Raw genomic sequence first — 24,705 nt, 5'->3', positions numbered from 1 at the left:
AACCCTTGATTTAAGCGAACTTACGTTCCCAAGCAGTCCCAAGCGTTCTTCCCGAATCCGGCATAAAAATGGTATACAGGCAGGCATATTCCAGATTCGAAGATGCTCGCTATACCACGATGTCGCTAACTGTCAGAAAAATCGAAAAAACCAAACCGGGTGAAAAACCGATAGCGCTTTCGGACGGGTTGGGACTCGAACTCAGGATTTCACCCAACGGCAGCAAGGGCTGGCGCTTTCGCTACGTGCGACCGAACGGCAAGCGCAACATGATGAGCCTGGGCAATTACCCCGAGGTTTCTCTGGCCGAAGCGAGAGAGAAGCGCACCGATGCGCGGCGTCTGGTAGCCCAAGGCATCGATCCCGTAGAGCAACGCAAGCAGGAAAAGCGCGAGCTGCGCTACGCCACCGAAAATACCTTTCAGGTGCTGGCTGGCGAGTGGCACGCCACGATGGTGCCCCGCTGGAAGGAAAGCTCCAAGCGCGCCACACAAAGCTGGGCAGCCCTTGAAACGCATGTTTTCCCGCATTTTGGCCAGCGCGCCATCGACGATATCAAACCGCTTGAATGGCTGGATCTTCTCAAACGCCTGGAAGCCGCCGGCAAATTCGAGCAGCGCCGCAAGATCCTTTCTTTTTGCCGCGAGATCTACCGCTACGCCATCATCACGGGTCGGGCGACCTATAACCCGCTTGCCGAGCTGGGCAGTGCCCTGCAACGTCAGAAAAAGCAGAGCTTCGCTCATATACCGCAACAGGAACTGCCAGAGCTTGTGCAGGCGATCAACGCCTACGACAAAAGCACTCTGGTGCGCTGTGGCCTTCAGCTATTGCTGATGACCGCTGTTCGTCCAGGGGAACTGCGCAACGCTCGCTGGGAAGAATTCGACCTGACAGCCAGCGTGTGGAAGATCCCTGCCGAGCGAATGAAGATGGATCGCCCCCACCAGGTCCCACTCCCCTTTCAGGCTGTCGCCATCCTGCACGAACTCCACCGGCTCACCGGACGCTATAAGTTGCTTTTCCCGGGGCGTAATGACGCGACCAAACCGATTTCCGATGCGGCTTTCGGCATGGCCCTGAAGCGCATGGGTTTTGAAGGCCGGCACGTTCCCCACGGTACTCGCCATGTGGTGGCCACTGGCCTGAAAGAGATGGGCTATCCGCGTGAGTGGATCGAGATGCAGCTTTCACACAAGCTGCCGGGGATCGAGGGCGTCTATACCCATGCAGAGCATATGGCCGCCGAGCAAAGGCCGGCCATGATGCAAGCATGGGCAGATAAGCTTGAAAGCTTTGTGATTAGAAAATCGGGTGAAGCAGGAGAGCGATGAGTGAAAATCGAAAGCGCAATAAGTTCAGAGCATCAGCGGCTTATAGAAATATGGGAAGCCTCGGTTCGAGCGACGCACGATTTTCTGGCAGAGAGTGACCTCATTGAACTGAAGCCGCTTATCCTGAATGAGTATTTCAAGGCCGTCAGCCTGAACGTGGCCAAGAGCGATGACGAGAAAATTCTGGGATTCTGCGGCGTGAGCGATGGCAATATCGAGATGCTTTTCATTGCACCGGAAGCTCGCGGCCAGGGTGTCGGGGCGTCACTTGCCCGACATGTCATAAGCACTCAAGGTGTCACCAAGGTAGACGTCAACGAGCAGAACGAGCAGGCACTGGGATTCTATAAGCACCTGGGCTTTAAGGTGATCGGGCGTTCCCCGCTTGATGGTCAAGGCAAGCCCTATCCGCTCCTTCACATGCAGCTAACGTTGTAAGCATGCGCGCTGGTTTATACAACATTTGTTAATTTTCCATATTGGTTATTTATACAGTGTTCTATACAGTGGTTGGTGAAGCGGGACAGGCCCGCTCGGGAAGGCAGAAGCACTGCTTTGCGTTCCGGCAACACACAGGCGAACTACTGGATAAACACCATGCAAGGACTGGGATTGCACTGTGAGCGCTGCGGCAGCCGTATGCGCATTCGCACCAGCCGAAGGCTTCACCCGTACTATTCACGCTTTTACCTGGAATGCTCGCGCCCTGCGTGTGATTACCGCTGTAGAGGCGATTTTACCGTTCAAGCCGTGAATGACAGTGCCAACAGTGAAAACCGGACGACCGGCTAAAGCTGGCACTGCTCAACGATCCAACCGCGACCGCTGATGCTGTCGCGGTTTTTTGTGGCCATGTGCATGCCTCGTTCTGCCGTTCCTATTGTAAAGGCCGGTTTTACAACACGCGCTGCTCGAAGTCCCCACCATCCCTTGGCAAGCTGATCCTGTCCCCGGCGGCACCTGCGCCGCTCGAATCAACCACGACAGGAAACGCCCATGACGGCATCAACATCATCCACCACCAGTGCCTGCCGGCACGTCGAGCGCATCCAGCTGGGCAATCGCCTGTTGCGTCGCCGTGAGGTGGAACTCAAGACCGGCAAGAGCCGTTCATCGATCTACAAGGGCGTCAGCGATGGCACCTTTCCGGCGCCGGTCCCGATTGGCGACAACAGCGTCGCCTGGCTGGAAGAAGAGATCGACGGCTGGATCGCCGAGCGACTGGCCCAGCGCAACACCACCCTGAACACCACTGCTCGACCGGAGGCCCGCGCATGAAACGCTTCACCATGAAGATCGGCGAACAGAGCATCGACTTTACCGAAGCGGATATGGAGTCGATGGATTCGGCCCTGACCGGCGCCGTCAACCTGCCGGGCCGCGAGATCGTGCGCGGCGGCAGCGAGCGCTTTGTGTCGGTCACGCAGCACAAGACGAGCACCGCACCCGGCCATCATGCCGAACACCCCGCGAACCGTCACCTGCTGACCGATCTGCACCGGGGCCCCAGCATCGAGACCGATTGCTAGGCCGCGCCACCGCCTGACCCTCTGAACTGATCAATATTCACCGCTGCCCGGTAGTCACCGGGTGGGGTTGGGGAGATTTTGTGCCCATGACACGCGAAAAAACCGGGACACGACGGGCCGCCGGGCACTTTTTTCGAGATCCGGCACTGGCCACCGGGACAAAATCGTCCCGGCATGGCTTGCCACGTCCTGGCCGGTCTGATTATGATGAAAGGGTCGCAGCAAAATCTGCGACCGGGCGTGAGAACCCGGAAGACGGAAGGTGCAGTAGCGCCCTCTATAGCAATGCAGGCGCTTTTTTTGCGTCCGCACCCTGCTGTTATGGCGGCTGTGCGTGGGCGGGCTTCGGCTCGGCCGGTTTCCTTTCGTGCCGGTTTCTCACCCCGCGTACAGTCGTCTCCAAACGCGTGAGAACGTTTGGCGACGACTCCGAGTCAACGAAAGGAGTCCGTCCCATGGCTATTCACGCCTCTAGTGCGTCCGCACGTCTTAAAAACCCCGTTCAATCTGAAATACCCGCTTCCCAGAAAGCCATTGCCCTGATCGGCTCGCGCCTGATCGAGCTGCGTGTCAATCGCCGTTCGGAACAGTTTGCCGAACTGGTCGGTATGGCTCGCATGGCCCACACGCTGGGCGCTATTTCTGCCGCCGATTACGCCGACCTGCTCTCTGACCTGAATGACCTGATCGGTGAGGGGGTGGCTCGTGGCTGATCAATACGTCCCGCTGACCGCTCACCCGACCCACAAGCGCCCGGCGCTGTTGATCGACCGTCACGCCAGCTTTGACGAACTGCACGACTGCGCCGGCCTGCGCCTCTCGGCAGCCCGTGACATGCTGTTCACCGTCACCACCCTGGGCGGCGAGAGCAAGGGCGGCGGTATCGATGGCCGCGACCTGTCCAGCATCGCCCACGCTGCCTACCTGCTGCTCAACGATGCCGACGACCTGATGAATGTGGCGGGTCATGCGTACCGCCGGGAGGTGGCCCATGGCTGAACACGAGACCATCGCCAAAATCCGCCGCGTCAGCGCGGCGGCCCTTGAATACGCCGAACTGCTGCTCTCCGAATGGCTGCCCGAGGGCAAGCGACAGGGCAGCGAGTGGCAGGCCCGCAATACCGTGCGGGGCGACCGCCACGCCGGGTCGTTTGGCGTATCGCTGGCCAATGGCAAGTGGAACGACTTTGCCGACAGTGACGCCCGGGGCGGTGATCTGGTGTCACTGCTGTGCTACCTGCGCAGCTATCGCCGGCAGGTCGATGCCGCCATGGAGATCGATGCGCGGCTGGGGCTCGGTGTGTTCCGGTCTTCCCGCAGTGGTATGCCTGCCCCTTCTTCGCCGGTACTGGATGCCGCTGCGATCGAGGCGTTCGATACCCGCCAAAAGGCCATGGAGCAGGAGCAGGCCCGCAACCGCGAGGCCGCCGCCGAACGCGCCAAGCGCTACTGGGACAGCGCAAAACGTGCCAGCGCCCACCATCCCTACCTGATCGCCAAACGCCTGCCGGTCTATAACCTGCGCCAGTCCGGGCGCGGCTGGCTGATGGTGCCGCTGTACGCCGAGGGCGAGATGGTCAATCTGCAATGGATCATGCCCAACGGGCGCAAGCGCTTTTTGAAAGGCGGTCGCGTCACCGGCGCCTATTCGCTGATCGGGGATCTGATCCCCGGCGGGCGGCTGTTCGTCTGCGAGGGCTGGGCCACCGGCGCCACCCTGCACCGGCTGACCGGTGACCCCGTGGCCTGCGCCATGAACGCCGGCAATCTGGAAGCCGTGGCGCTCTACATGAAAAGGGCGCTGAACGGCTCGCTGGAACTGGTGATCGCCGGCGACGACGACCGGCACACCGAAGGCAACCCGGGCAAAAAAATGGCCAATGACGCCGCGGTCGCCGCCGGCGCGCTGGTGCTGTACCCCAAGTGGCCGGAAGGCGCGCCGGAGGACGCCACCGACTTCAACGATCTGTATTGCTGGCATCGGCAGCGCATCGATGGTGAACGCCGCCGCGACCGGCAGCAGTCTGGCCAGTCACCGGAAGAACACCGCAAACCCCACGCTCGCCAGAAGAAGGGCACCGGCAAGGCCGGAGGCACCGGCCAGACAGGAGGTGCCCAATGAGCCAACAGGACTCGCACCTTTCACTGGTGGGCAATCCCAACGTGCCCGAGCGGGAAGGCATCACCCGTCCCGGCTTTGCCACCTATGACGGCCCGGTGAACATCGACGGGCGCCTCTATCGCGCCGGCACCTGGTATCACGGCATCAAGCAGACCTCGCCGGACGAACCGGGGCAGCCATTCGACCTGTGGATCTGCTCGCCGCTGTATATCGAGGCCGAGACCATCGACAGCGACGACGGCAGCATCGGGCGGCTGGTGCGCTTTTATCACCGGGGCCGGGAGCTGGAATACGTCATCCCCATGGAGGCGCTGGCCGGCAAGGGCGATGACGTCTTGAAGCCGCTGATGCGTCAGGGCCTGATCGTCGATTATCACCACCGCAAGTACATCCCGGCGTTCGTGGCCAGCCACCACACCCCTGATGTGGTGCTGACCACCACAACCCGCACCGGCTGGCACGCCGGCACCGGAGCCTTTGTCATGCCGCATCGGGTGATCGGCAGCGATCAGGTGCGCTATCACGGCTCGGGGTTGGAAGCCCGCGTGTTCGATACCCGGGGCAGTCTGGAGGACTGGCAGACCGAGGTGGCCACGCCGTGTCTGGGCAACCCGGTGCTGATTGTTGCGCTGTGCTGCGCCCTGTCGGGGCCGCTGCTGCGCAAGGTCGGCGTCAACGGCGGCGGCATCCACCTGGTGGGCGATTCATCGAGCGGCAAGTCACTGGCGCAGGACGTGGGCGCCACGGTCTGGGGCCGCCCGGAAGGCTTCAAGGTGTCATGGGACATGTCCGCCGGCGGGGTCGAGATCGAGGCCACCACCCGCAACGACACCGTGCTGATTGCCGACGAGATCAGCCGCGCCAACCCCAAACGCCTTCAGGAGCATATCTACGCGCTGGCCAACGGCTCGGGCAAGGGCACCATGACCCGCGAGCGCGAGGGACGCCCGAAAAACCACTGGTGCATTCCGATCCTGTCCAGCGGCGAGCGCAGCGCCGCCGACCATACCGGCATCTCGGGTCAGAACGCCCACGCCGGCGCCGAACTGCGCATGGTGGACATCAACGCCGGCACCCGCACCTATCGCGCCTTTGATGACGTGCACGGCATGGATGGGGAAACCTTCCACCGCACCCTGACCGGCGCCGTCTCGCGCCAGTTCGGTCATGCCGGTCCGGCACTGGTGGAACACCTGATCGACGAGGACACCGCCCACGGGCTGCCGTGGCGCTTTGGCGAGATCCGGCGCACGTTCAACGTGGCCAGCGCACAGGCCGGGCGCGTCGCGGACCGTTTTGCGGTCATGGCACTGGCCGGGGAACTGGCCAGTGAATGGAAGATCCTGCCGTGGCCACCGGAAACCGCCATTCAGGCTTGCCGGCTCTTGTTCATGGAGTGGCTGGCCACCATCGGCGACGGCAACGCCGAGGACCGGCAAATTCTCACCGCACTGGCCGACTTCATCGCCCTGCACGGCGATAGCCGTTTCTCCGACGTCAACGCCCAGCTGGCCGCCCACGTCTCGCATCGGGCCGGCTTTTACGAGATCGACAACGGGCGAAGGCTCTATCTGTTCAACCGCGCCGCACTGGTCGAGGCGGTCGAGGGCTACAGCCGTGACCGCATCCTGCGCACCCTGGGCACGCATGACGTGCTGGCCCGTATGGATGAAGGGCGCAAGCAGAAGAACTACCGCCTGCCCGGCGGCGGCAGTGCCCGCTTCTTTGTCATCGATCCCGACAAGCTGGAGCCGGAGGGCGGCGCCCGATGAATCCACCAATCAAGGTGCCGTTTGCCGCACTCACCTTCACCCCCGCAACCCGGGGCGGCCTTTGGGCCGCTCCCTCATCCATCGCCTGGAGCCACCACCCCATGACCGCAACCCATTCCGACACCAACGCCAATACCCAGACCACCACCACGGACAACGCCGCCATGACTGCCAACACTGCAACACAAAATACCGCGACCGCCACAGACAGCCCTGCGCCGCTCCCTCAGCCATCACGGCGTCTGCTGGACGCCATCTTTGACTATCAACCCACCACGGCGGCCATCAATGCCCTGACGCCGTCAAAGGCGCAGGAGAAACTGACCACCGCCCGCGCCGACTATCTGGACAAGCGCGAGCGGCTGAGACAGGCCCGAGAAGAACTGGACCGGATCGAAAAGACCGTCAGCGCCGCCGAGGCACAGGAGCAGCAGGCCAGCCAGAGCTGGCGCAGGGCCTTTCTGGAAGGGGCCGGCAAGCAGGGCAAGGAAGTACGCGATCAGCAGAAGCAGGCCGGCCAGTGGCGCATCGAGGCCGAGCAGAAGCGCGAGATGATCGAGCTTTTAAAACCGCAGGTCGAGTGGCTGCAAATCGAGACACAGGTCGCCCGGGAGCAGTTCCAGCGCAGCCTGAAGGCCACACGGGAAGTCATCAGTCACCACAGCCTGCTGGCCGAAGCAGAGAAGCTGTTCGAAGGGCTCGACAGCGATCATTTCCGAGCGGCACTCAAGGGGCTGTTCCAGCGCATCACCGACGACCTGTGCAATAACGTGGTGTACATGGCCCAGTACAATCTGGACGTCTCCAGTGAGCCGGGCGAAGCCATTTTCTCCCACCTCAACAACGAACAGACTCGGGCAGTGCGCCATGAGATCCGCAAACGTCAGTATGCCGCGCTGGGCGAACTGGTCTGGCACCTGATGCCGAAAACGCAGACAGAACAACCGGACACGCTCAAGGGCATTACCCCGCTGGCATGTGAAGCCGGCAAGGGCGAGCTGGGCAACACGATCAGACGCCGCCGTCGCCAGCTGGAGCTGGAAGCCACCATGGAATATGTGCCGGGCAAGACGCAGCACTGACCCACAAACGACAGCAGAAGGCCCCGCCATGTGCGGGGCCTTTTTGCGTGGTGGCCACGGCCTGCAAACCCCATCGCTCGCCAGAGGAAAGGATCGGCAAAGCCGGCGGCCATGATGGCCAGACAAACCTCATCGAGCGCCGGAACGGTGAGGAAGAATCGTCACAGGAACCTGAATCGAGTGGCAACAGTGGCAACAAGGCAACACATCGCTGGAAGCCGCGCCACAGGCGGGCTCCCGTGTTGCCAGTAAAACACTAAAGAGTGGCAACAACTGGCAACACCACACCATAAGGGGGCTTTTCACCCTCATTCTGTTGCCAGTGACTTTTTGACTGGCAACAGTGTTGCCGCTCTGGAACCCGCATGGTTGAGCCTTGTTGCCACTGTTGCCAGTGTTGCCACCCAAAAATCACAGGTGTGAAAACGGATAAGAGTATCGCGCCATGGGCAGGGCTTTTTGCATGGTGGCCACGACTCCAAACCCCTTTCGCTTTCCAGAGAAAAGGATCGGCACGACCGGCGGCGATGATGGCCAGACGACTCCCATCAAGGGCGGGAATGGTGAGGAAGGTTTTTACAGGAACCTGAAAACGACCGGGAACAGCGGGAACAGTGGGAACACCTCGCTGGAAGCCGCGCCACAGGCGGGCTCGCTTGTTCCCGGTAAGACACTAAAGAGTGGGAACAAACGGGAACACCTACCTGTATAGGGGTGTTTTTGCCCTTTTCTGTTCCCACTCGATTTTTCAGTGGGAACAATGTTCCCACGCTGGAACCCGCATGGTTGAGCCTTGTTCCCACTGTTCCCGGTGTTCCCACTCAAAAATCACAGGTATGAAAACGTATCAGGGTAATGGGAATCAGTCTCAGCAAAGGAGGGGCCAGAAATAGCTGGATCGGGGCGTGATCATTTCATTCTGGCGAGCGAAAGGAGTTCGTGGTGGATGCTGCTTTTGTCTCACTCTTTCTTTACACAACTTTACTTAATCAGTGCGCTCGAATATTGTGATGAAAAGACCGCAAGAGCTTGGAGGGCATTGCAGGAGACACCTGTTTTGAGGCCGTGCCCAGCACGGTGACCAGAAAGCCGCTTTTTCACCCCGCACCACCCTCCAACGGCGGTGTGAAATGCAAGAAAACGCGTAATTTTTTTGGGGTCCAAAACCGCCGCGCGGCCCAGTACTGTGGCGGTCCGGCCGCCTCTGCAAGGGTGCAATAAAACCGACCCATTTAGAGCGCAGGCGGGGCGGGGAGTCGACAGCGCGCCGGGGGAGATGTTCATTCAGTATATGCTGCATACGCGATAATCGATCCTGGGCCCACGAGGACATAGCTATGACAACAAAGAAACAGCGGGCATGGAGGCGACCTCAATGGCGCTGAATCAAGTCGGAGCCCGAACAGAAGGCGACGTGTTCCAAGGCCTGTTCTTTTGGCGACAGGCTGCCGATCTTCTTCGACCTAATTCAAAGGTTGAATGTGTAGTACTGGAGCACGACGAGGCTGACGGCGTGGATGACGTGGCCGTGTTCTATCGCAAGCCTGGTGTTAACGCCGGCGGCGGCTGGATGGTGAGCGCAGACTACTTTCAGCTCAAATACCATGTCGATAACAGAGATTCGTACAGCTCCGACGCCTTGATCGATCCAGCTTTCATTAAAGCGAAGTCCTCCCTCCTCCAGCGATTCTATTCCGCCTATACCAACCTCGCGTCAAAGCATGCCGACTTCAGACTGCATCTTGCGTCCAACTGGCGCTGGAAAGATGACGACAAACTGGCGCAGCTGTTGCGCGAGTACGATGGCGAACTGCCTCGGAAGTTCTTTGATGACGGCCCTCGGAGCGACCTTGGCAAAGTACGTGAGAATTGGCGAATCCACCTTGGGCTTGAGGACGGCGCTTTCAGAGCATTCGCGAAGACGCTGCGATTTCAACTGGACCACTTCGGACGCCGAGACTTCAAGGATTACGTCTACACGACGCTGGAGGTGGTCGGTCTAAAGACACCGAGTGCCGATCGGGCCGCGTGCCCATACGAGAGCTTGATACAGCAGTTCTTGATGAACGGTCCGAACTCCTTCGATGAGGAGTCATTTCGGGAGCTGTGCGAGCGCGAGGGTCTGCTGACCAACGGTTCCAGCGGCAATCCTCAACCGCCAGCGATCGGCATTCGAAGCTTCCTTCGTTTTGCGGAACGGCTCGAATCCGAGGCCGACGAGATCATCTGTGTCTCGGACAACTTCGAGGGACGGCATCTGGCATCTGGGGGCTCGTGGCACAACGCCACATCCCAGGTGCTTGCCTTTCTGGGCAATCCTGACCGTCGCGCACGACTACGAAGCGTTCCGTCCGCGATCGCCCTAGAGTGCCACGGCTCATTTGCGCTTTTGGCTGGATGGGAACTGAGCCGGAACTCGGGCGTAGACCTCGCACCGATCCAAAAACCCAGCCTAGAAATCTGGAGGCCATCGTCGGATGCCGAGTGCGATGCTTATTGGATAACCCAGACATTCGAATTGGCGGCGGAACATCAGGATATCGCCATCTGCCTATCGGTTACGCATGATGTGCGTGCGGATGTCGAGGCGTTTCTAGCATCGGAAGGCACGCCTCAAGTGGGCCGCCTCGTGTCAGTGAGTCCAGCCGGTGGCCCATCTCCGCAGAGCATCAAGGGGCCGGACCACGCGTACCGGCTCGCCGCGCAGTTTCTTGGCGTACTCGCCGAAGCTCGTCCGTCCCGTGCGGCTCGTGCCCATATCTTCTTCGCATGCCCGAACGCGCTGATGTTCTTCATAGGCCAGCAGCGCGAAGCGATTGGGCGGGTTGCGCTGTACGAGTTCGACTTCGGTATAGAGCGGAACGGGTCGTACAGCCACTCCCTTTCTCTTCCTGTCTTACCGAGCTCCCAAAACGAAGCACATGAGGTTCCTGATGATTCTTCAGTCTGATTTTAACAAGTTCTTGCAGGAAATCCGGCCGACGAAGCCGATGCGAGATCAACTGATCTCAGGACACAAGACACTGCGCGATCGCCTCAACGCGGATGAGGACCTCAAGCCAATCATGGTCAGCGACTTCCTGCAAGGCAGCTACCGCCGACACACCGCTGTACGCCCCAAAGGCGACAAGCGCTCGGATGTCGACCTCATTATTGTCACCAAGCTGGACGAGACTGAGTACACACCAAAGAAAGCTATGGATCTCTTCGAGCCCTTCCTGAATAAGCATTACAATGGGAAGTGGCGCCCCCAAGGCCGCTCCTTCGGCATCGAGATGAGCTGTGTAGACCTCGATATTGTTCCGACTTCCGCTCCGGCGAAGCAGGAATACGGAATACTTCAATCTGATGCTGTCACTTCTGACGACGACATCTTCGAAGCCCGAGACTGGCGTCTGCATCAATCTTGGCTTGCACTACACAACCGCTCGCGCATCGACGCAAATTTGCTGCTTGATCAAGCCGCCAGCGAAGCAGAATGGCAGGCGAAACCACTTCGGATCCCGGATCGCGATGCAGACGAGTGGGATGATACTCATCCCCTTGAGCAAATTCGCTGGACCCGCGATAAGAACTTACGGTGCAATAGGCACTTCGTTAACGTAGTGAAATGCATCAAGTGGTGGAGGCTCGAGCATTATGCCGCCCCCGCACACCCGAAAGGGTTCCCACTCGAGCGCTTGATCGGAGAGCACTGTCCTGATGGCATCGAGTCCGTGTCAGAGGGCGTAGTGAAAACGCTCGAAGCGATTGTAAGTAGCTACTCTTTCCTAGTGCTTATCGAGAATAAACCGACACTCCCAGATTACGGCGTTCCGTCGCATGATGTGTTCAAGCGCATTACCAGAGAGGACTTCTGCACGTTCTACGACCAGGTTAAGACTGGAGCTGACCTATCAAGGCGGGCTTTCGATTCCGAAGACCGCACTGAGAGCGGTAACCTCTGGCGTGAGATGTTCGGCTCCAAGTTTCCCGAGCCGCCGAACAATGGGTCGGGAAAGAAGGGAGGCTTCACCCCGCCCACAGACCCAGCTACGCCTGGCACTGGCCGGTTCGCGTAGAGGAGAGTGAATGGTGGACGAGGCGCCAAGATCCATTCGGGTCGCACTTAATCGACTGTTAGGCGCGCCCGGCATAGCATTGGACTCGCACCCAGAGTTCATCTCGGCTGAGTCTGCCTGGGCAGTTCGGCTTCGACTAACCTCTCCGCAATCCTCTGACTTCGTGCCCGAGCAAACGCGCTGGGTCATTCTCATTGATGGCTCCTATCCTGCCGGTAGAATACGCATCTTTCCAGCTCAGGACGGTGGCATTATTCACACGTTTCCGCATCAAGATCGGAACGTCGTGTCCACCTCGAATCACGCAACTTGGCGCACCGGCAAGCTGTGTCTCGATAGTCCATCTCAACGCCTCGGGCGCATCGCTGGAGGTCCGGAGCCCAAGTACGATGTAGAACAACGGTTACGCTGGCACGTCGAGCGCTGTCTCGCTTGGCTAGAGGTTGCTGCAAATGACCAGTTGATGGTGGGAGACGAGCCGTTTGAAGTTCCGCAGTGTCCTTTTGATCTTATCAACCCCTGCTTCAAAGTGATTCATGATGAGGATGAAAACTCTTGGGAAGCTTGGGGGAAGCACGTAGGACACTACGGTGAAGTTCACTGGAGCGCGATTCCAAACCTTGATAAAACAATTGTCGCGGAGAAGTTTTTCGACACGCGTGGTGATTGGATTCGAAGTTGTCGTCGCGGCTATCAATCAAGTGAAAACCCGTGGATCGGCTATTGGTGGCTATGGCCATCACCAATCGTGACTCCGCCGTGGCATACTCCAGGTACGTGGGCCGAGCTCCGACGAGCCGGTGCGAGGCTCAATGTGGATGTCGACGGTTTTTTTCGTTGGATGGTCCACCAAGCCCGAGGAAAGGAGGACGTGATCATTCTCCTCGGGTATCCGATTCCCTCGCGTTGGAACGGTGCACCAGTTGAGGTTCATTGGCAGGCTATCTCGTCGCCTGAAATTCCTAAAAATACCAAGCCGATGAAAGGGTTTCGGGACAACATGCGCGGACGTTATGAGCGACTGCGCTGGGAATTCTTCAGCGGGGGCAAGAAATTATCATATTTGACAACTGAGAACTGGCATCCAGACCGACTGCAGGCGCGTGGGCGACTGCACGCAGAAGTCCGTAAACGCTCAGTGGCCTTGATCGGTGCCGGTGCCCTCGGCTCTGCCGTCGCCGAACTCTTGGTGCGCGGTGGTGTAGCCGAGATCATCATCATCGACCATGACGATCTCAAGGCTGGAAACCTTGTGCGTCACACGCTTACCGGTGAAGCCCTCGGACACAACAAGGCTGAAGCCGTAGCAGCGAGGCTCCAAGCAGCTGCTCCGATGTCGCAAGTCAAATCGTTGGCGAAACCACTCCCTCAAGACCACGCACTTCAAACGCTCTTGGAGCCCTTCGACATCGTTCTGGACTGCACTGGTGACGATGATGTCCTCAGACGTCTTGACGCAGCCTGGTGGTCTGTCCCCAGACTATTTCTTTCAGCTTCTCTAGGGTTCTCCGCAGCTCGTTTGTTTTTATTTAGAGCGCACGCGTGCTGTTTTCCATTAGAGGAGTTCACGGGCGCCGTTGAACCATGGCTTGAGGAAGAGCGTACCAAATGGACAGCAGGTGGGGAGACGCTTGAGGGCGCGGGCTGTTGGTCACCTTTGTTTCCGGCGCGAAGCGACGACGTGTGGCTTGCAGCCGTTGCGACGGTGAAATACTTGGAGCGAGCTGAAATGGGAATGCTTCCTGAAGGTCTTCGCGTTCTTGAGCAACGCTTTGATGAAGGTCTTGCGGGCTACCAGCTCGCTGAGTTGGAGGGAGCATGTGACGATTCGTCGTCATACACACTTGAACCTGGCCAATAACGGGGTTACTCGATGAGTTGCGGTCGCGAATGGATCACACCATGCCGGAGATATGCCCTCCGATTGACGGTCGCATCATGGAATCAAATTGATCGCGAGTGTGGATACTCCGGAAAAATCGAAACAGGCGGCATACTGATCGGACACTACACGACCGATGAGTCGACGGCCGTTGTGATAGAAGCACTATCCCCGCCCAAGGACTCAGCTCGCGGCCGGAGCTGGTTTCATCGAGGAGTCAGGGGATTGCATGGACTACTAAAGAAGCGCTGGGATAGCAAAGTTCGTACCTATTACATCGGCGAATGGCACTACCACCCAGCTAATATTGTAGAACCAAGCGGCGATGACTTGGCTCAGATGTACGACATCAATGCCGATTCCCGCTACAGTTGTCGAGAGCCTGTGATGCTGATCGTTGGCCAAGCGCGGTATGGCGGCGAACGACCGGTTAGAGCCTTTGTCTTCCCGCAGGGTGAGTTGCACATCGAGTTCAAAGAGCACACAGCTGCGAGACGATGAACTGTAGTTTATTAACTACAGTCAACATCCGCTTAGCATATATTGGTTTTTATAAATATATTCTTATGGGCGTAAACGGCCACCCCCTTGTACTGTCATGATTCGGACAACCTAGTGAGTAGTCTAGCAAGATCTAATGGTATATCGATTGGTATAATCGATTTTTCAACCCAAAAATAGATCAATAGAAACAATGATTTAAAACTTAAATAGAATCCTGACGGGCCCTTCCTCCGGCACCCTTCATTTACCCATTTTTCCCGTCAACTCCATCCTGGCCATCCTGTCCATTGGCCCCGTGACCGCCATCGCCTCCCCGGCCACCGTCACCGCCTTGACCACCAGCGCCACCATCTCCCCCTCTACCGCCGGCGCCGCCGTTACCACCATTGCCCCCGTCACCCCCGTCGCCGCCGTTCCCTCCATTTTTCCCGGCAACGCCCGCGCCACCGTCACCGCCCCGTGGGCATTCTGCCGTGCCGTGTTGCCCGTCTTCTCCCGGCGCACCATTCAATTGATGACAATCTGCAGCACGATCATTCGCGAGTACCGGCCCGGCCGTTGCCGTCAATATCAGGGCACAGGTCAGCAACAATGTTTTTGCGATGCTCATAAGGGCTCCTTTGGTGTCTGAAGACTGTTATCAAGGTTAATCTCATATTCAACTATCCCTGTGTTAAAAGAAATCTGCAAAACAGATTCTGCCAACTCTGCTCTGACGTGCCACCATGACCTCATCCTTCTCACCATCGGTGTTTCATGACCATCGCTTCTCTCAACGACTGTCGGCACTGGGTATTTGATATGGATGGCACGCTGACCGTGGGCGTGCATGATTTCCGGTTCATCCGACGCCAGCTGGAAGTACCGGATGACAGCGACATTCTCGAATATCTCGAATCTCTGCCCGAGGCGCAGCGCCGAGCCTGCCATGAGTGGCTGATGGCGCATGAGCGCGAACTGGCTGCACGCTCGACCCCAGCAGAAGGCGCCGTGGCCCTGATACGCGAACTGTGCGAGCGCGGTGATCGGCTGGGCATCCTGACTCGCAATGCCCGTGAGCTGGCGCATATCACGCTGGAGGTGATTGGTCTTGCGGCGTGCTTTGATCACGCGGACGTGCTGGGCCGGGAGGATGCCGCTCCCAAACCACACCCGGAGGGGCTTGAGCACTTTATACAGCGGTGGGGCGTGTCGCCCTCTCATATCGTGATGGTGGGTGACAGCCCGCTGGACATGCAGTGTGGGCGTGCCGCGGGCACCCGGACCGTGCTGGTCAATGTGCCGGATAACCCCTGCCCCGAGCAGACCGACCATCATCTGGAGGATTGCCATGCGCTGAAAGCAGCGCTGTTCTCGCCTTGAGCCCGGCGACACCAGGGCTCGGAACAGCACACCACTGAACATGGCCTGCCTCATGGGGCCGGCGGGCGTGCTGGCACCGTCTGCAACAAGCCCCATCCGACATTATTCATGACGCCTGATGGTGCATTCATCTATCCTGTCGCGACGTTTTGCCCCAAAATAGGGCGCTTTTTATCTCACAGGAACTCTGGTTGCATGTCATCGGTCAGCTTCACGAAAAAGGGTTATCAGGGTGCGCTGGCACTGGTGGGGCTTTTGCTGGTGGCGCTCAACCTGCGCCCGGCACTGACCAGTGTCTCCCCCGTTCTCAAAAATATCGCCGCCGGGCTGTCACTGTCTCCGGCCGCTCAGGGCGTTCTGACCACACTGCCGGTGATCTGTCTCGGTCTGGCCGCGCCGCTGGCGCCCAGGATGTCGCGGCGCATCGGGCCCGAGCGCACCATTTTCGCGATTCTGCTCCTGCTGGCCGTGACACTGTTGGCGCGTCCCTTGAGCGGCACTCTGGGGCTTTTCGTGTTCACGGCACTGGCCGGTGCCTGTATCGGCATCATGAACGTGCTGTTACCGGGTATCGTCAAGCGCGACTTCCCGACCCGGGTCAGCCTGATGACCGGCCTTTACACCGTGGCACTCAATCTGGGCGCGTCGCTGGCGGCCGGCGCCACCGAGCCGCTGCGTCAGGCCTTTGGGGATCAGTGGCAGCCGTCGCTGGCCTTCTGGCTGGTGCCGGCGGTGGTCGCTGCACTGGTCTGGATTCCACAGATTCGGGTCCAACATACCGTTCGCATGCGCCCACGGGGCGGCCACTCGCTGTATCGCAACGGTCTGGCCTGGCAGGTCACGCTGTTCATGGGTCTGCAGTCGTCACTGGCCTATACGGTGTTTGGCTGGCTGCCGACCATTTTGCAGGACCGCGGTGTCGTCCCGGTCACCGCCGGGCTGGCACTGTCGGTCTCGATTCTGTGCCAGGTCATTACCGCCATCGTGGCGCCGCTGCTCGGCGGGCGCATGAAGGATCAGCGCGCGGTGTTGATCGGCGTGATGCTGCTCACCCTGTGTGGCCTGGCGGGCTGTTTGTATGCCCCGACACAGAGCCTGTGGCTGTGGATCGTGATTCTGGGGCTGGGCCAGGGTGGTACCTTCAGTATGGCCCTGACGCTGCTGGCCCTGCGTGCCCCGGATGCCGATACTGCCGCCGAACTATCCGGCATGGCGCAGGGCGTGGGCTACGTGCTGGCCGCCTTCGGCCCGCTTCTGGTGGGCCTGCTGCATGACTGGTCCGGTGGCTGGAACGTGGTGGGTATCCTGCTGGGACTGATCGGTGTGGGAGCCATCATTGTGGCACTGGGCGCCGGGCGCGATCGCCTGGTCAGGCAGCACGACTGAGCCAATCGTTATTTCACCCAATCGCTGTTTCACCCAATCGCTGTTTCACCCAATCGCTGTTTCACCGGGGCACATCATGCGCCCCGGTGGCCATCTCTACTGTTGCAACATTTTCGGGGCTGCAGCATTTGATGCAGGCCATGGCGTCGAATCGATCGATTCACTTCGGCCTCATCTTCTCTCCTCTTGTGCTGTCATCCGGTCAAATTACCAGCGAGGTATCAGGGTTTTCTGTCGACAGGCCGTATCGCGAGAGGATCGAATCCTGGATCGCAGCGGTCATTTACCCATGGTATTGGCCGAGCAGATAACGCCCATATCGGCACAATACCGGCATTTGCCTCAAAAAAATCTGTTCTACACTGCTGCGTGTCCTTACCAATATAACAACGACTATCAGAGGAACTCTTGCGCTCAGTCTCCTGGCGACAGACACTCATCCGATTCGTCATGGCGCGTCTTTCCGATCGTCATTTCACCATGCTGCGCCACTGGCGTGCTTTCGGCGTACTGCCCGACCTTTCAGCCCCCCGGACCTTCAGCGAAAAGATCGGCTATCGCAAGCTTCACCCGACGCCGTCGATGTCGATTTTGAGCGACAAGATCGCCGTGCGCGATTATGTGCGTGAGCGTATTGGCGAGCAGTACCTGATCCCCTGCCATGCCACCGCCGATGAGCTGACGCCGGAGCTTCTCAAGGCCCTCCCCGACCGCTTTGTCATGAAGGGCAACCACGGCAGCGGCTATAACCTGCTGGTCGAAGACAAGTCCCAATGGACGTTTCCCGAGCTCTACGACATCTCCCGGAACTGGCTGGATGACGATTTTTCGCGCGTCAATCGCGAAACCCAGTATCGCGCCATCAAGCCCCGGCTTCTGTTCGAAAAGCGTTTGGGCAATGATGCCGTGACGCCGCCCAATGACTACAAGTTTCACTGCTTTCGTCGTCACGGCGAGCTGACCATCATCGTGCAGATCATTACAGGACGTTTTCAGGCCGGCGGGCATCAGCGTGTCTGCATTACGCCGGACTGGCAGCCCGTGCGCGTTGAAACCCGGGAAATCGAGGATGTTTCGACCGTCGAGAAACCGGCAGGCTTTGATCGGGCGCTGGCGCTTGCCGAGACGCTGTCGGAAGGCTTCGATTACGTCCGCGTGGATTTCTACATCCTTGATGACGCCATCTTTTTCGGAGAGATGACCTTCACGCCCGGCGGCGGCTTCATGGAGCTGATCGACCGTCAGGTAGATCACTATCTGGGCAGCCTTTTTACCATCGATCGCGAAAGGGCACGGGCCCGGCGGGTCGCACTGTAACGCACCGACAGGGCCATATCGTCCGATATGCCTTTCAAAACGTTTTTAAAACATTCGGGGAACGCTCATGACCCTTGGCAGAACACTTCGCATGCTGGCGCTGGCCGGCGCCACCGCTTTTCCTCTCATTGCTCAGAGCGCGCAGGCCGAACCGGCATCACGGACGCTTCGTGCCGCCTCCGATGTCGGACTGGCACCGTTCGCCATGGTAAATCCGGATGGTGGCTATCGAGGCTTTTCGATTGACCTGGTCAATGAGCTGGCCAGCCGTCTGGGCTATGACGATGTCAATGTCATGGACGTGCAGTTCAGCAGCATCTTTTCCGGACTTTATGCCGACCGCTACGACATGATCCTGGCACCCACCGATATCACCCGCGAACGCGCCGAAAAAATGCTCTTTACCGAAGGCTACATGAGTAATCAGCTCGGGGTTCTGATGTCGGCGGAGGCTGACGTTGAAGCACCAAAGGCACTGGAGGGCATGACGCTGGCCGTCAACAGCGGTTCGGTAGCAGAAGACTGGGCCAACGAGCATCAGGAGCAGTATGGTTTTGACGTCCAGCGCTACGATCAGAACACCGACGCCGTACAGGCGGTCATGAGCGGCCAGGCAGATGCCAACGTTACTGACAGCCCGGCCGCCGATTACGTTGCCCAGCAGCAATCGCGCCTGGCGGTAGCCTTTGATATCGATACCGGCTCTCGGGTCGGCCTGGCCTTCTCGAAGGAAAATCGCGAGCTGCGTGACCGTGCGGACCACGCAATCGAGCAGATGAAGGCCGACGGTACCCTGGCCGGACTTTACGAAAACTGGTTTGGCAGTGAACCGCGTCCGGGCGGGGCAATGACCATGATCTCGGTTGGCCGTGGCGAGCCCGGCATGCCCGGCTATGAGCTGACCTTTGACCAGGGTCGATCGACCCCCTGATGGCGTGACGGTCCAAAGATCACAAGCATGGAGACGACCCCATGAGTCCGATATTGAGCGCTCGGGGCATCAGTCGATGCTTTGGCAGCGTCACGGCGCTGGCACCTTCCGACCTTGATGTGGCTCCAGGAGAAGTCGTGGTGTTGATTGGCCCTTCAGGCTCGGGCAAGTCCACACTTTTGCGCTGTCTGAATCTGCTGTCGCCCCCTGATAGTGGCGATATCCATTTCAGAGCGCAGTGCATTACCGAACGGGGCGTCAATCTGAACCAGGTGCGTCGGTCGATCGGCATGGTCTTTCAGCAGTTCAATCTCTATCCGCACATGACAGCGCTGGATAACGTCACGCTGGCGCTGCGTCGGGTTCATCGCATGAGCAGAGAAAATGCCCGGGCACGCGGCATGGCCGCCCTCGAAGAGGTCGGCCTTGTCGAACACCATGACACACACCCGGGAAAGCTTTCCGGCGGTCAGCAGCAGCGTGTCGGTATCGCCCGCGCACTGGCGCTCGAGCCTGACATCATGCTTTTTGACGAGCCGACATCAGCACTGGACCCGGAACTCGTCGGAGAAGTCCTTTCGGTGATGCGCCGGCTGCGTGATAGAAAGATGACCATGGTGATCGTTACCCATGAAATGGGGTTTGCCCGTGACGTCGCCGATCGGGTGGTGTTCATGAACGAAGGTGCCATCATCGAGCAGGGATCACCCGAGGCGCTGTTCACAACGCCATCACAGCCGCGCACCCGTGAGTTCCTGAGTCGCCTGATGGAGCAGCGCTGATGGATCAGCTGCTCGATCTGTATTTTAACCTCGAGACCATGCAGCGCTTTTTCCCGATGCTCCGGGAAGGGTTTGTACTAACGCTGCAGATGACGCTGCTGGTGGTCAGCATCGGCATCAGCACCGGGCTGCTACTGGCGCTGGTGCGCGCCTTTGGTGTGCGTCTGATCAACTGGCCCATGCAGTTTCTGGTGGATTTCCTGCGCGCCGTACCACCGCTGGTGGTCATCATGTGTACCTATTTTGCACTGCCCTATGCCGGCATGCGTCTTTCTCCCTTCGTGGCGACGGTGGCCAGTCTGGCGCTGATTCTGGCGGCTTTCGCCGAAGAAATTTTCTGGTCCGGCATTACCTCGGTCAATCGCGGCCAATGGGAGGCCGGGCGCGCTACCGGCCTGAATTTTCTGCAGACACTGGTGCACATTATTCTGCCACAGGGCGTGCGGCTGGCTGTTCCACTGTTGACCAATCGAACCATTGAGATAGGCAAGGCCACCTCGCTGGGCAGCGCCATCTCGGTCGCCGATATTCTCAATCAGGCCACCAGTGCACAGTCCATTGTCGCCAATCCATCGCCATTGACTCTGGCAGCGCTGATGTATGTGGTGCTTTTTGTGCCGCTGGTGATGACGAGTCGCTGGGTCGAACGCCGCTATCGCTGGCAGCACTAAGGGAGCCGGTCGATGGGGTCTTTCACGGAGCTGTTTTTCAATCTGCAGACACTGGCCGAATACTGGCCGATCATGCTGCGCGGGCTGGGCTGGACACTGTTGCTGGCCGTGATCATCGTGCCCATGGGGCTGGCCGCCGGCATGCTGATCGCCACGCTCGACTTTTTGCGTCAGCGATGGCTGACGCCCTTTCTGATCGCCTACGTGGACTTTTTCCGCGCCTTTCCACCGCTGGTGCTGCTGATCTTCATCTACAACGGAGCGCCCTTTCTGGGCGTGACGCTATCACCCTTCATGTCGGTAGTGGTCGCGCTGACTCTCAATAGCGCCGGCTACTATGGCGAGATACTACGCGCGGGCCTGGCCTCCATTGCCCGCGGTCAGATGGAAGCCGCACGCTCTACCGGGCTTTCCCGGCTGCAGGCGTTACGCCATGTCATTGCCCCACAGGCCCTTCGCAACGTACTGCCGGAACTTGTCAGCAACACCCTCGAGCTGGTGAAGGCCACCTCGCTGGCCTCGGTGGTTACCCTGCCTGAACTGCTGCGCTCGGCGCGTATCGTGCAGGGTATGGCCTATAACCCGACACCACTCATTGCAGCAGCGCTGATCTATTTTCTCATGCTCTGGCCGCTGGTGCGGCTGCTGTCACGTCTTGAGCGGCGCGTGGCCGGTCACTGACGGCGACGGGCAAGGCAACAGAAATATCCCGCAAAGGCGGGCCGAGTCAGGCCCATACTGTCGCCAGCGTTTTAATCGCCTGCGCCTTTTGCATCGATGAGCACCCCTTTTGCCGAGCGCCGCTCGCGCAACCGTTGAAGATAGGCCTTCAAGAGCGGCGCTTCAGCCGTCATTGATGCAGCCACGGGCAGATTAAAGACGTAGTCGATCATGGGGGCCGCGATGGCATCGGCAATGGTAAAGGCATCCGTTACCAGGTACTCACTGCCCTCCAGCTGCGCTTCCAGCAGGGCCAGCATGCGTTTCACTTCCGGCTCTACCTCCTTGATCCGTTCCATCCTGACCGTGTCCCCTTCTCCTTTCGGGAAGGCAAATTCCAGCAGATAGTCACGCACCAGAACCTGATCGATATACAGCGACAGGGTGGCAGCCCACTGATCAACCTGTGCTCGCTGCCAGGGGTCCTCGGGCTGAAGCGCCGGCCCCTCAAACATGGCATCAAGATACCGGCAGATGGTCGCGGTCTCGTATAGATGGCGCTCGCCATGAAGCAGGACAGGTGCCTTGCCAAAGGGATGCCATTCAAGATGCTGCGTGCCCCTGAACGCGATGTCCTCACCGCTGACGCATGTGCCGACCGTGTAGGGAATTCCTTTCTCTTCACAGCACAGCTGTACGCTGCGCACAAAAGTAATGAACTGCGGGCCGAAGATGTGGATCTGGCTCATGAGGAGCACTCGCAATGCCGTGGATGAAACACAGAGCGTATCAGCGATGAGCGAGGTTGCGCCTGATTGTTGTCGATGCGGGCTGGCCCATAAAAAACGCCCCGCTGGTGCGGGGCGTTCGGGTCATGCCATGACAGATCAAGGATCAGCTCAGACGCTGCATATAGTCGACATACCCAAAGGTTTTGACCGTTCGAACATCGCGGCTTTGTTCATCGATCCGGCAGATCGAGGGTAGCCGGATGCCGTTGAAGGTGGTGGTCTTGACCATGGTGTAATGCGCCATGTCAGTGAACACCAGCCGGTCGCCGATCTTGAGCGGGGCGTCAAAGGCATAGTCCCCGATCACGTCACCGGCCAGACAGGTCATGCCCCCCAGACGATAGGTATGCGCCTTGTCGCCCGGATGCGCGCCACCGATGATCTCGGGGCGATACGGCATCTCCAGCACATCCGGCATATGCGCGGTGGCAGAGGTATCGAGAATCGCGATAGGCCCGTTGTTCTCGACGATATCCAGCACGGTAGCGATCAGATAGCCGGTATTGAGAGCGATCGCCTCACCCGGCTCCAGATAGACCTCCAAATGCGGATAACGCGCCCGGAAATCACGAATTACCCGCACCAGTCTGTCTACGTCGTAGTCGTCACGCGTAATGTGGTGCCCGCCGCCGAAGTTGACCCAGCGCATCTCACTGAGATAGTGACCGAACTTCTGCTCGAACGCGGCCAGCGTCTCTTCCAGCGCGTCGCTGTTCTGTTCACACAGGGTGTGAAAGTGCAGTCCTTCAAGGCCGTCGAGATCGCCTGAAGCGAGATCGCCCGCGCGCGTGCCCAGCCGTGACCCCGCCGCGCAGGGGTCATAAAGCGCCACGGCCCCGGTAGAGTGCTCGGGGTTGACCCGCAGACCACAGGAGATATGGCGCGGTGCTGCGGCGACCGCCTCACGATGACGCCGCCACTGAGCCGGAGAGTTGAAGCTCAGGTGATCGGCATGGCGCAGCACTTCCGCCATCTCGGCTTCGCTGAAGGCCGGCGAGTAGACATGCACTTCACCGCCGAAGGTCTCGGCTCCCAGGCGCGCTTCATCCTGCCCGCTGGCCGTCGTGCCTACCAGATACTCTCGCACCAACGGGAAGCTGTCCCACAGGGCAAAGCCCTTCAGCGCCAGCAGGATTTTCGCCCCGCTGTCGCGTTGCACCCGGGCGAGCCGCTCGAGATTGCGCCGGAGCAGCGCGTCATCGACCACATAGGCCGGTGACGGGCAGGTGTGGATGTCGAAGTCGATGCGGTTGTCGCTCATCGGCCCTCAGCCCAGCGGATCGTGGTCGGGATCGAGCTCGACCATCTGCCAGGGCAGACCCATGTCACCGATGCGCGCCATGAAGGGATCCGGATCGAGCTGCTCGACGTTGAACACGCCCTCGCCCTTCCACAGGCCTTCCAGCATCAGCATGGCGCCGGTCACTGCCGGTACGCCGGTAGTGAAGGAGATCGCCTGGGACTGGACTTCCTCATAGCACTTCTCGTGATCGCAGATGTTGTAGATGTACACCTTGCGACGCTTGCCATCCTTGATGCCATCAAGAATGACACCGATGTTGGTCTTGCCTTTAGTGCGCGGCCCGAGCGATGCCGGGTCCGGCAGGACGGATTTAAGAAACTGCAGCGGCGAGATATCGCAACCGTTGGCGTTGATCGGCTCGATGCTGGTCATCCCGACGTTTTCCAGCACCTTCAGATGCGTCAGATACTTCTCGGAGAAGGTCATCCAGAAGCGAATGCGCTCGATGCCCTTGATGTTCTGCGCCAGCGATTCCAGCTCTTCGTGATAGAGCAGGTACATGTCCTTTTCGCCGATGCCGTCGAAATCAAAGGTGCGCTTTTCCGCCAACGGCGCGGTCTCGACCCACTCGCCCTTCTCCCAGTAGCGACCGTTCGCGGTGATCTCGCGAATGTTGATCTCGGGGTTGAAGTTGGTGGCAAACGGATAGCCGTGGTCGCCGCCGTTGGCATCCAGGATGTCGATGCGGTGGATCTCGTCGAACAGATTCTTCTGGCCATAGGCGCAGTAGATGTTGGTCATGCCCGGATCGAAGCCGCAGCCGAGTGTGGCCATGTTGCCGGCCTTCTGGTAACGGTCCTGAAAGGCCCACTGCTCCTTGTACTCGAACTTCGCCTCATCGGGGTGTTCGTAGTTGGCCGTGTCCAGATAGGGCACACCGGTACGCAGACAGGCTTCCATGATGGTCAGGTCCTGATAGGGCAGCGCCACGTGAATCAGGACATCCGGCTTGAAGGATTCGATCAGCGCGACCAGCGCCTCGACGTCGTCGGCATCGACCTGAGCGGTCTGGATGGGACGCGAGAGCTGATCGGCAATCGCCCGGCACTTCGCTTCATTGCGGCTGGCCAGACAGATCTCGCCAAACACTTCAGGGTGTTGTGCGCACTTGTGGGTCACGACACCGCCGACGCCGCCGGCGCCGATAATCAGGACTTTGCTCATGAATTCAATTCCAGATCGGGAAAAGTCAACAGTGATAAGGTCTTATCGGTAG

25 protein-coding genes are annotated in these 24,705 nt (G+C 59.3%); 22 read left to right on the top strand and 3 right to left on the bottom strand.

Going from position 1 to position 24,705, the window contains the following annotated elements; translation table 11 throughout:
• The first annotated feature begins 119 nt into the window (after positions 1–119).
• The 22 genes from BM079_RS05710 (at position 120) to BM079_RS05600 (ending at position 21,416) form a co-directional block, all read left to right on the top strand.
• Positions 120–1,334 carry a tyrosine-type recombinase/integrase gene (locus tag BM079_RS05710; RefSeq protein ID WP_175489613.1) on the top strand — a complete coding sequence of 405 codons (1,215 nt, stop codon included), beginning with the start codon at positions 120–122 and terminating at the stop codon, positions 1,332–1,334.
• Positions 1,335–1,772 carry an acetyltransferase gene (locus tag BM079_RS05705; protein WP_090131651.1) on the top strand — a complete coding sequence of 146 codons (438 nt, stop codon included), beginning with the start codon at positions 1,335–1,337 and terminating at the stop codon, positions 1,770–1,772. It begins immediately after the preceding gene.
• 159 nt (positions 1,773–1,931) lie between these two features.
• The gene (locus BM079_RS16995; protein ID WP_090131649.1) at positions 1,932–2,126 is read left to right on the top strand and encodes an ogr/Delta-like zinc finger family protein; all 195 of its coding nucleotides are present in this window, start codon (positions 1,932–1,934) and stop codon (positions 2,124–2,126) included.
• Positions 2,127–2,330: 204 nt separating this feature from the next.
• Positions 2,331–2,612, top strand: a complete 282-nt coding sequence (locus tag BM079_RS05695) for a helix-turn-helix transcriptional regulator (protein ID WP_090131647.1) — start codon at positions 2,331–2,333, stop codon at positions 2,610–2,612.
• Positions 2,609–2,863 (top strand): hypothetical protein, encoded by a 255-nt coding sequence (locus BM079_RS05690; protein ID WP_090131645.1) that lies wholly within the window; start codon positions 2,609–2,611, stop codon positions 2,861–2,863. The genes BM079_RS05695 and BM079_RS05690 overlap by 4 nt, the downstream gene beginning before the upstream one ends.
• Before the next feature lie 455 nt (positions 2,864–3,318).
• The gene (locus BM079_RS05685) at positions 3,319–3,576 is read left to right on the top strand and encodes a hypothetical protein (RefSeq protein WP_090131643.1); all 258 of its coding nucleotides are present in this window, start codon (positions 3,319–3,321) and stop codon (positions 3,574–3,576) included.
• The gene (locus tag BM079_RS05680) at positions 3,569–3,862 is read left to right on the top strand and encodes a hypothetical protein (protein WP_090131642.1); all 294 of its coding nucleotides are present in this window, start codon (positions 3,569–3,571) and stop codon (positions 3,860–3,862) included. The genes BM079_RS05685 and BM079_RS05680 overlap by 8 nt, the downstream gene beginning before the upstream one ends.
• A complete protein-coding gene (locus tag BM079_RS05675; protein WP_090131640.1) occupies positions 3,855–4,985 on the top strand; it encodes a toprim domain-containing protein in 1,131 nt (376 codons plus the stop codon). Before BM079_RS05680 ends, BM079_RS05675 begins: the two co-directional genes overlap by 8 nt.
• Entirely contained in the window at positions 4,982–6,757 is a 1,776-nt protein-coding gene (locus tag BM079_RS05670) for a DUF927 domain-containing protein (RefSeq protein ID WP_090131637.1), read from the top strand. The genes BM079_RS05675 and BM079_RS05670 overlap by 4 nt, the downstream gene beginning before the upstream one ends.
• Before the next feature lie 101 nt (positions 6,758–6,858).
• The gene (locus tag BM079_RS05665) at positions 6,859–7,839 is read left to right on the top strand and encodes a hypothetical protein (RefSeq protein WP_090131633.1); all 981 of its coding nucleotides are present in this window, start codon (positions 6,859–6,861) and stop codon (positions 7,837–7,839) included.
• A gap of 1,375 nt (positions 7,840–9,214) precedes the next feature.
• Positions 9,215–10,789, top strand: a complete 1,575-nt coding sequence (locus BM079_RS05655; protein ID WP_175489612.1) for an SAVED domain-containing protein — start codon at positions 9,215–9,217, stop codon at positions 10,787–10,789.
• Positions 10,773–11,900: an SMODS domain-containing nucleotidyltransferase gene (locus BM079_RS05650; RefSeq protein WP_090131627.1), complete on the top strand. Its 1,128-nt coding sequence runs from the start codon at positions 10,773–10,775 to the stop codon at positions 11,898–11,900. The genes BM079_RS05655 and BM079_RS05650 overlap by 17 nt, the downstream gene beginning before the upstream one ends.
• Before the next feature lie 10 nt (positions 11,901–11,910).
• Complete coding sequence (locus BM079_RS05645; RefSeq protein ID WP_090131624.1) at positions 11,911–13,761, top strand: ThiF family adenylyltransferase; 1,851 nt, start codon at positions 11,911–11,913, stop codon at positions 13,759–13,761.
• A 12-nt stretch (positions 13,762–13,773) separates the two neighbouring features.
• Entirely contained in the window at positions 13,774–14,283 is a 510-nt protein-coding gene (locus BM079_RS05640; RefSeq protein ID WP_090131622.1) for a Mov34/MPN/PAD-1 family protein, read from the top strand.
• Between the two features lie 298 nt (positions 14,284–14,581).
• Positions 14,582–14,917 carry a hypothetical protein gene (locus BM079_RS16710; RefSeq protein WP_175489610.1) on the top strand — a complete coding sequence of 112 codons (336 nt, stop codon included), beginning with the start codon at positions 14,582–14,584 and terminating at the stop codon, positions 14,915–14,917.
• Between the two features lie 125 nt (positions 14,918–15,042).
• Complete coding sequence (locus BM079_RS05630) at positions 15,043–15,648, top strand: HAD family hydrolase (RefSeq protein WP_090131620.1); 606 nt, start codon at positions 15,043–15,045, stop codon at positions 15,646–15,648.
• Between the two features lie 195 nt (positions 15,649–15,843).
• The gene (locus BM079_RS05625) at positions 15,844–17,034 is read left to right on the top strand and encodes a CynX/NimT family MFS transporter (RefSeq protein ID WP_090131619.1); all 1,191 of its coding nucleotides are present in this window, start codon (positions 15,844–15,846) and stop codon (positions 17,032–17,034) included.
• Between the two features lie 450 nt (positions 17,035–17,484).
• Positions 17,485–18,351, top strand: a complete 867-nt coding sequence (locus tag BM079_RS05620) for an ATP-grasp fold amidoligase family protein (RefSeq protein ID WP_090131617.1) — start codon at positions 17,485–17,487, stop codon at positions 18,349–18,351.
• A 67-nt stretch (positions 18,352–18,418) separates the two neighbouring features.
• Positions 18,419–19,282, top strand: a complete 864-nt coding sequence (locus BM079_RS05615) for an ABC transporter substrate-binding protein (RefSeq protein WP_090131615.1) — start codon at positions 18,419–18,421, stop codon at positions 19,280–19,282.
• 41 nt (positions 19,283–19,323) lie between these two features.
• On the top strand, positions 19,324–20,064 hold the full coding sequence (locus BM079_RS05610) for an amino acid ABC transporter ATP-binding protein (RefSeq protein ID WP_090131613.1): 741 nt from the start codon (positions 19,324–19,326) through the stop codon (positions 20,062–20,064).
• Entirely contained in the window at positions 20,064–20,735 is a 672-nt protein-coding gene (locus BM079_RS05605) for an amino acid ABC transporter permease (RefSeq protein ID WP_090131611.1), read from the top strand. Before BM079_RS05610 ends, BM079_RS05605 begins: the two co-directional genes overlap by 1 nt.
• Before the next feature lie 12 nt (positions 20,736–20,747).
• Positions 20,748–21,416, top strand: a complete 669-nt coding sequence (locus tag BM079_RS05600) for an amino acid ABC transporter permease (RefSeq protein ID WP_090131609.1) — start codon at positions 20,748–20,750, stop codon at positions 21,414–21,416.
• A 71-nt stretch (positions 21,417–21,487) separates the two neighbouring features.
• Here BM079_RS05600 and BM079_RS05595 read toward each other — a convergent pair whose 3' ends face one another.
• From BM079_RS05595 to BM079_RS05585, 3 genes are all read right to left on the bottom strand, one after another.
• Positions 21,488–22,144, bottom strand: coding sequence for a glutathione S-transferase family protein (locus tag BM079_RS05595; RefSeq protein ID WP_090131607.1), 657 nt, complete (start codon positions 22,142–22,144; stop codon positions 21,488–21,490).
• Between the two features lie 145 nt (positions 22,145–22,289).
• Positions 22,290–23,447 (bottom strand): carboxynorspermidine decarboxylase, encoded by a 1,158-nt coding sequence (gene nspC / locus BM079_RS05590; protein ID WP_090131604.1) that lies wholly within the window; start codon positions 23,445–23,447, stop codon positions 22,290–22,292.
• A 6-nt stretch (positions 23,448–23,453) separates the two neighbouring features.
• Positions 23,454–24,653: a saccharopine dehydrogenase family protein gene (locus tag BM079_RS05585; protein ID WP_090131602.1), complete on the bottom strand. Its 1,200-nt coding sequence runs from the start codon at positions 24,651–24,653 to the stop codon at positions 23,454–23,456.
• Positions 24,654–24,705: the final 52 nt, after the last annotated feature.

The organism is Kushneria avicenniae, from assembly GCF_900112585.1.
In the GTDB taxonomy this organism is placed as follows: domain Bacteria; phylum Pseudomonadota; class Gammaproteobacteria; order Pseudomonadales; family Halomonadaceae; genus Kushneria; species Kushneria avicenniae.
This window is presented reverse-complemented; position numbering and strand designations above follow the sequence as displayed.

Coding starts and splice junctions, on each gene's coding strand:
- BM079_RS05665 (WP_090131633.1), top strand. CDS start 6,859: ATGACCGCAACCCATTCCGACACCAACGCCAATACCCAGACCACCACC.
- BM079_RS05600 (WP_090131609.1), top strand. CDS start 20,748: ATGGGGTCTTTCACGGAGCTGTTTTTCAATCTGCAGACACTGGCCGAA.
- BM079_RS05605 (WP_090131611.1), top strand. CDS start 20,064: ATGGATCAGCTGCTCGATCTGTATTTTAACCTCGAGACCATGCAGCGC.
- BM079_RS05645 (WP_090131624.1), top strand. CDS start 11,911: ATGGTGGACGAGGCGCCAAGATCCATTCGGGTCGCACTTAATCGACTG.
- BM079_RS05610 (WP_090131613.1), top strand. CDS start 19,324: ATGAGTCCGATATTGAGCGCTCGGGGCATCAGTCGATGCTTTGGCAGC.
- BM079_RS05675 (WP_090131640.1), top strand. CDS start 3,855: ATGGCTGAACACGAGACCATCGCCAAAATCCGCCGCGTCAGCGCGGCG.
- BM079_RS05615 (WP_090131615.1), top strand. CDS start 18,419: ATGACCCTTGGCAGAACACTTCGCATGCTGGCGCTGGCCGGCGCCACC.
- BM079_RS05595 (WP_090131607.1), bottom strand. CDS start 22,144: ATGAGCCAGATCCACATCTTCGGCCCGCAGTTCATTACTTTTGTGCGC.
- BM079_RS16995 (WP_090131649.1), top strand. CDS start 1,932: ATGCAAGGACTGGGATTGCACTGTGAGCGCTGCGGCAGCCGTATGCGC.
- BM079_RS05670 (WP_090131637.1), top strand. CDS start 4,982: ATGAGCCAACAGGACTCGCACCTTTCACTGGTGGGCAATCCCAACGTG.
- BM079_RS05625 (WP_090131619.1), top strand. CDS start 15,844: ATGTCATCGGTCAGCTTCACGAAAAAGGGTTATCAGGGTGCGCTGGCA.
- BM079_RS05650 (WP_090131627.1), top strand. CDS start 10,773: ATGATTCTTCAGTCTGATTTTAACAAGTTCTTGCAGGAAATCCGGCCG.
- BM079_RS05710 (WP_175489613.1), top strand. CDS start 120: ATGTCGCTAACTGTCAGAAAAATCGAAAAAACCAAACCGGGTGAAAAA.
- nspC (WP_090131604.1), bottom strand. CDS start 23,447: ATGAGCGACAACCGCATCGACTTCGACATCCACACCTGCCCGTCACCG.
- BM079_RS05685 (WP_090131643.1), top strand. CDS start 3,319: ATGGCTATTCACGCCTCTAGTGCGTCCGCACGTCTTAAAAACCCCGTT.
- BM079_RS05640 (WP_090131622.1), top strand. CDS start 13,774: ATGAGTTGCGGTCGCGAATGGATCACACCATGCCGGAGATATGCCCTC.
- BM079_RS05655 (WP_175489612.1), top strand. CDS start 9,215: ATGGCGCTGAATCAAGTCGGAGCCCGAACAGAAGGCGACGTGTTCCAA.
- BM079_RS05585 (WP_090131602.1), bottom strand. CDS start 24,653: ATGAGCAAAGTCCTGATTATCGGCGCCGGCGGCGTCGGCGGTGTCGTG.
- BM079_RS05630 (WP_090131620.1), top strand. CDS start 15,043: ATGACCATCGCTTCTCTCAACGACTGTCGGCACTGGGTATTTGATATG.
- BM079_RS05620 (WP_090131617.1), top strand. CDS start 17,485: ATGGCGCGTCTTTCCGATCGTCATTTCACCATGCTGCGCCACTGGCGT.
- BM079_RS05690 (WP_090131645.1), top strand. CDS start 2,609: ATGAAACGCTTCACCATGAAGATCGGCGAACAGAGCATCGACTTTACC.
- BM079_RS05695 (WP_090131647.1), top strand. CDS start 2,331: ATGACGGCATCAACATCATCCACCACCAGTGCCTGCCGGCACGTCGAG.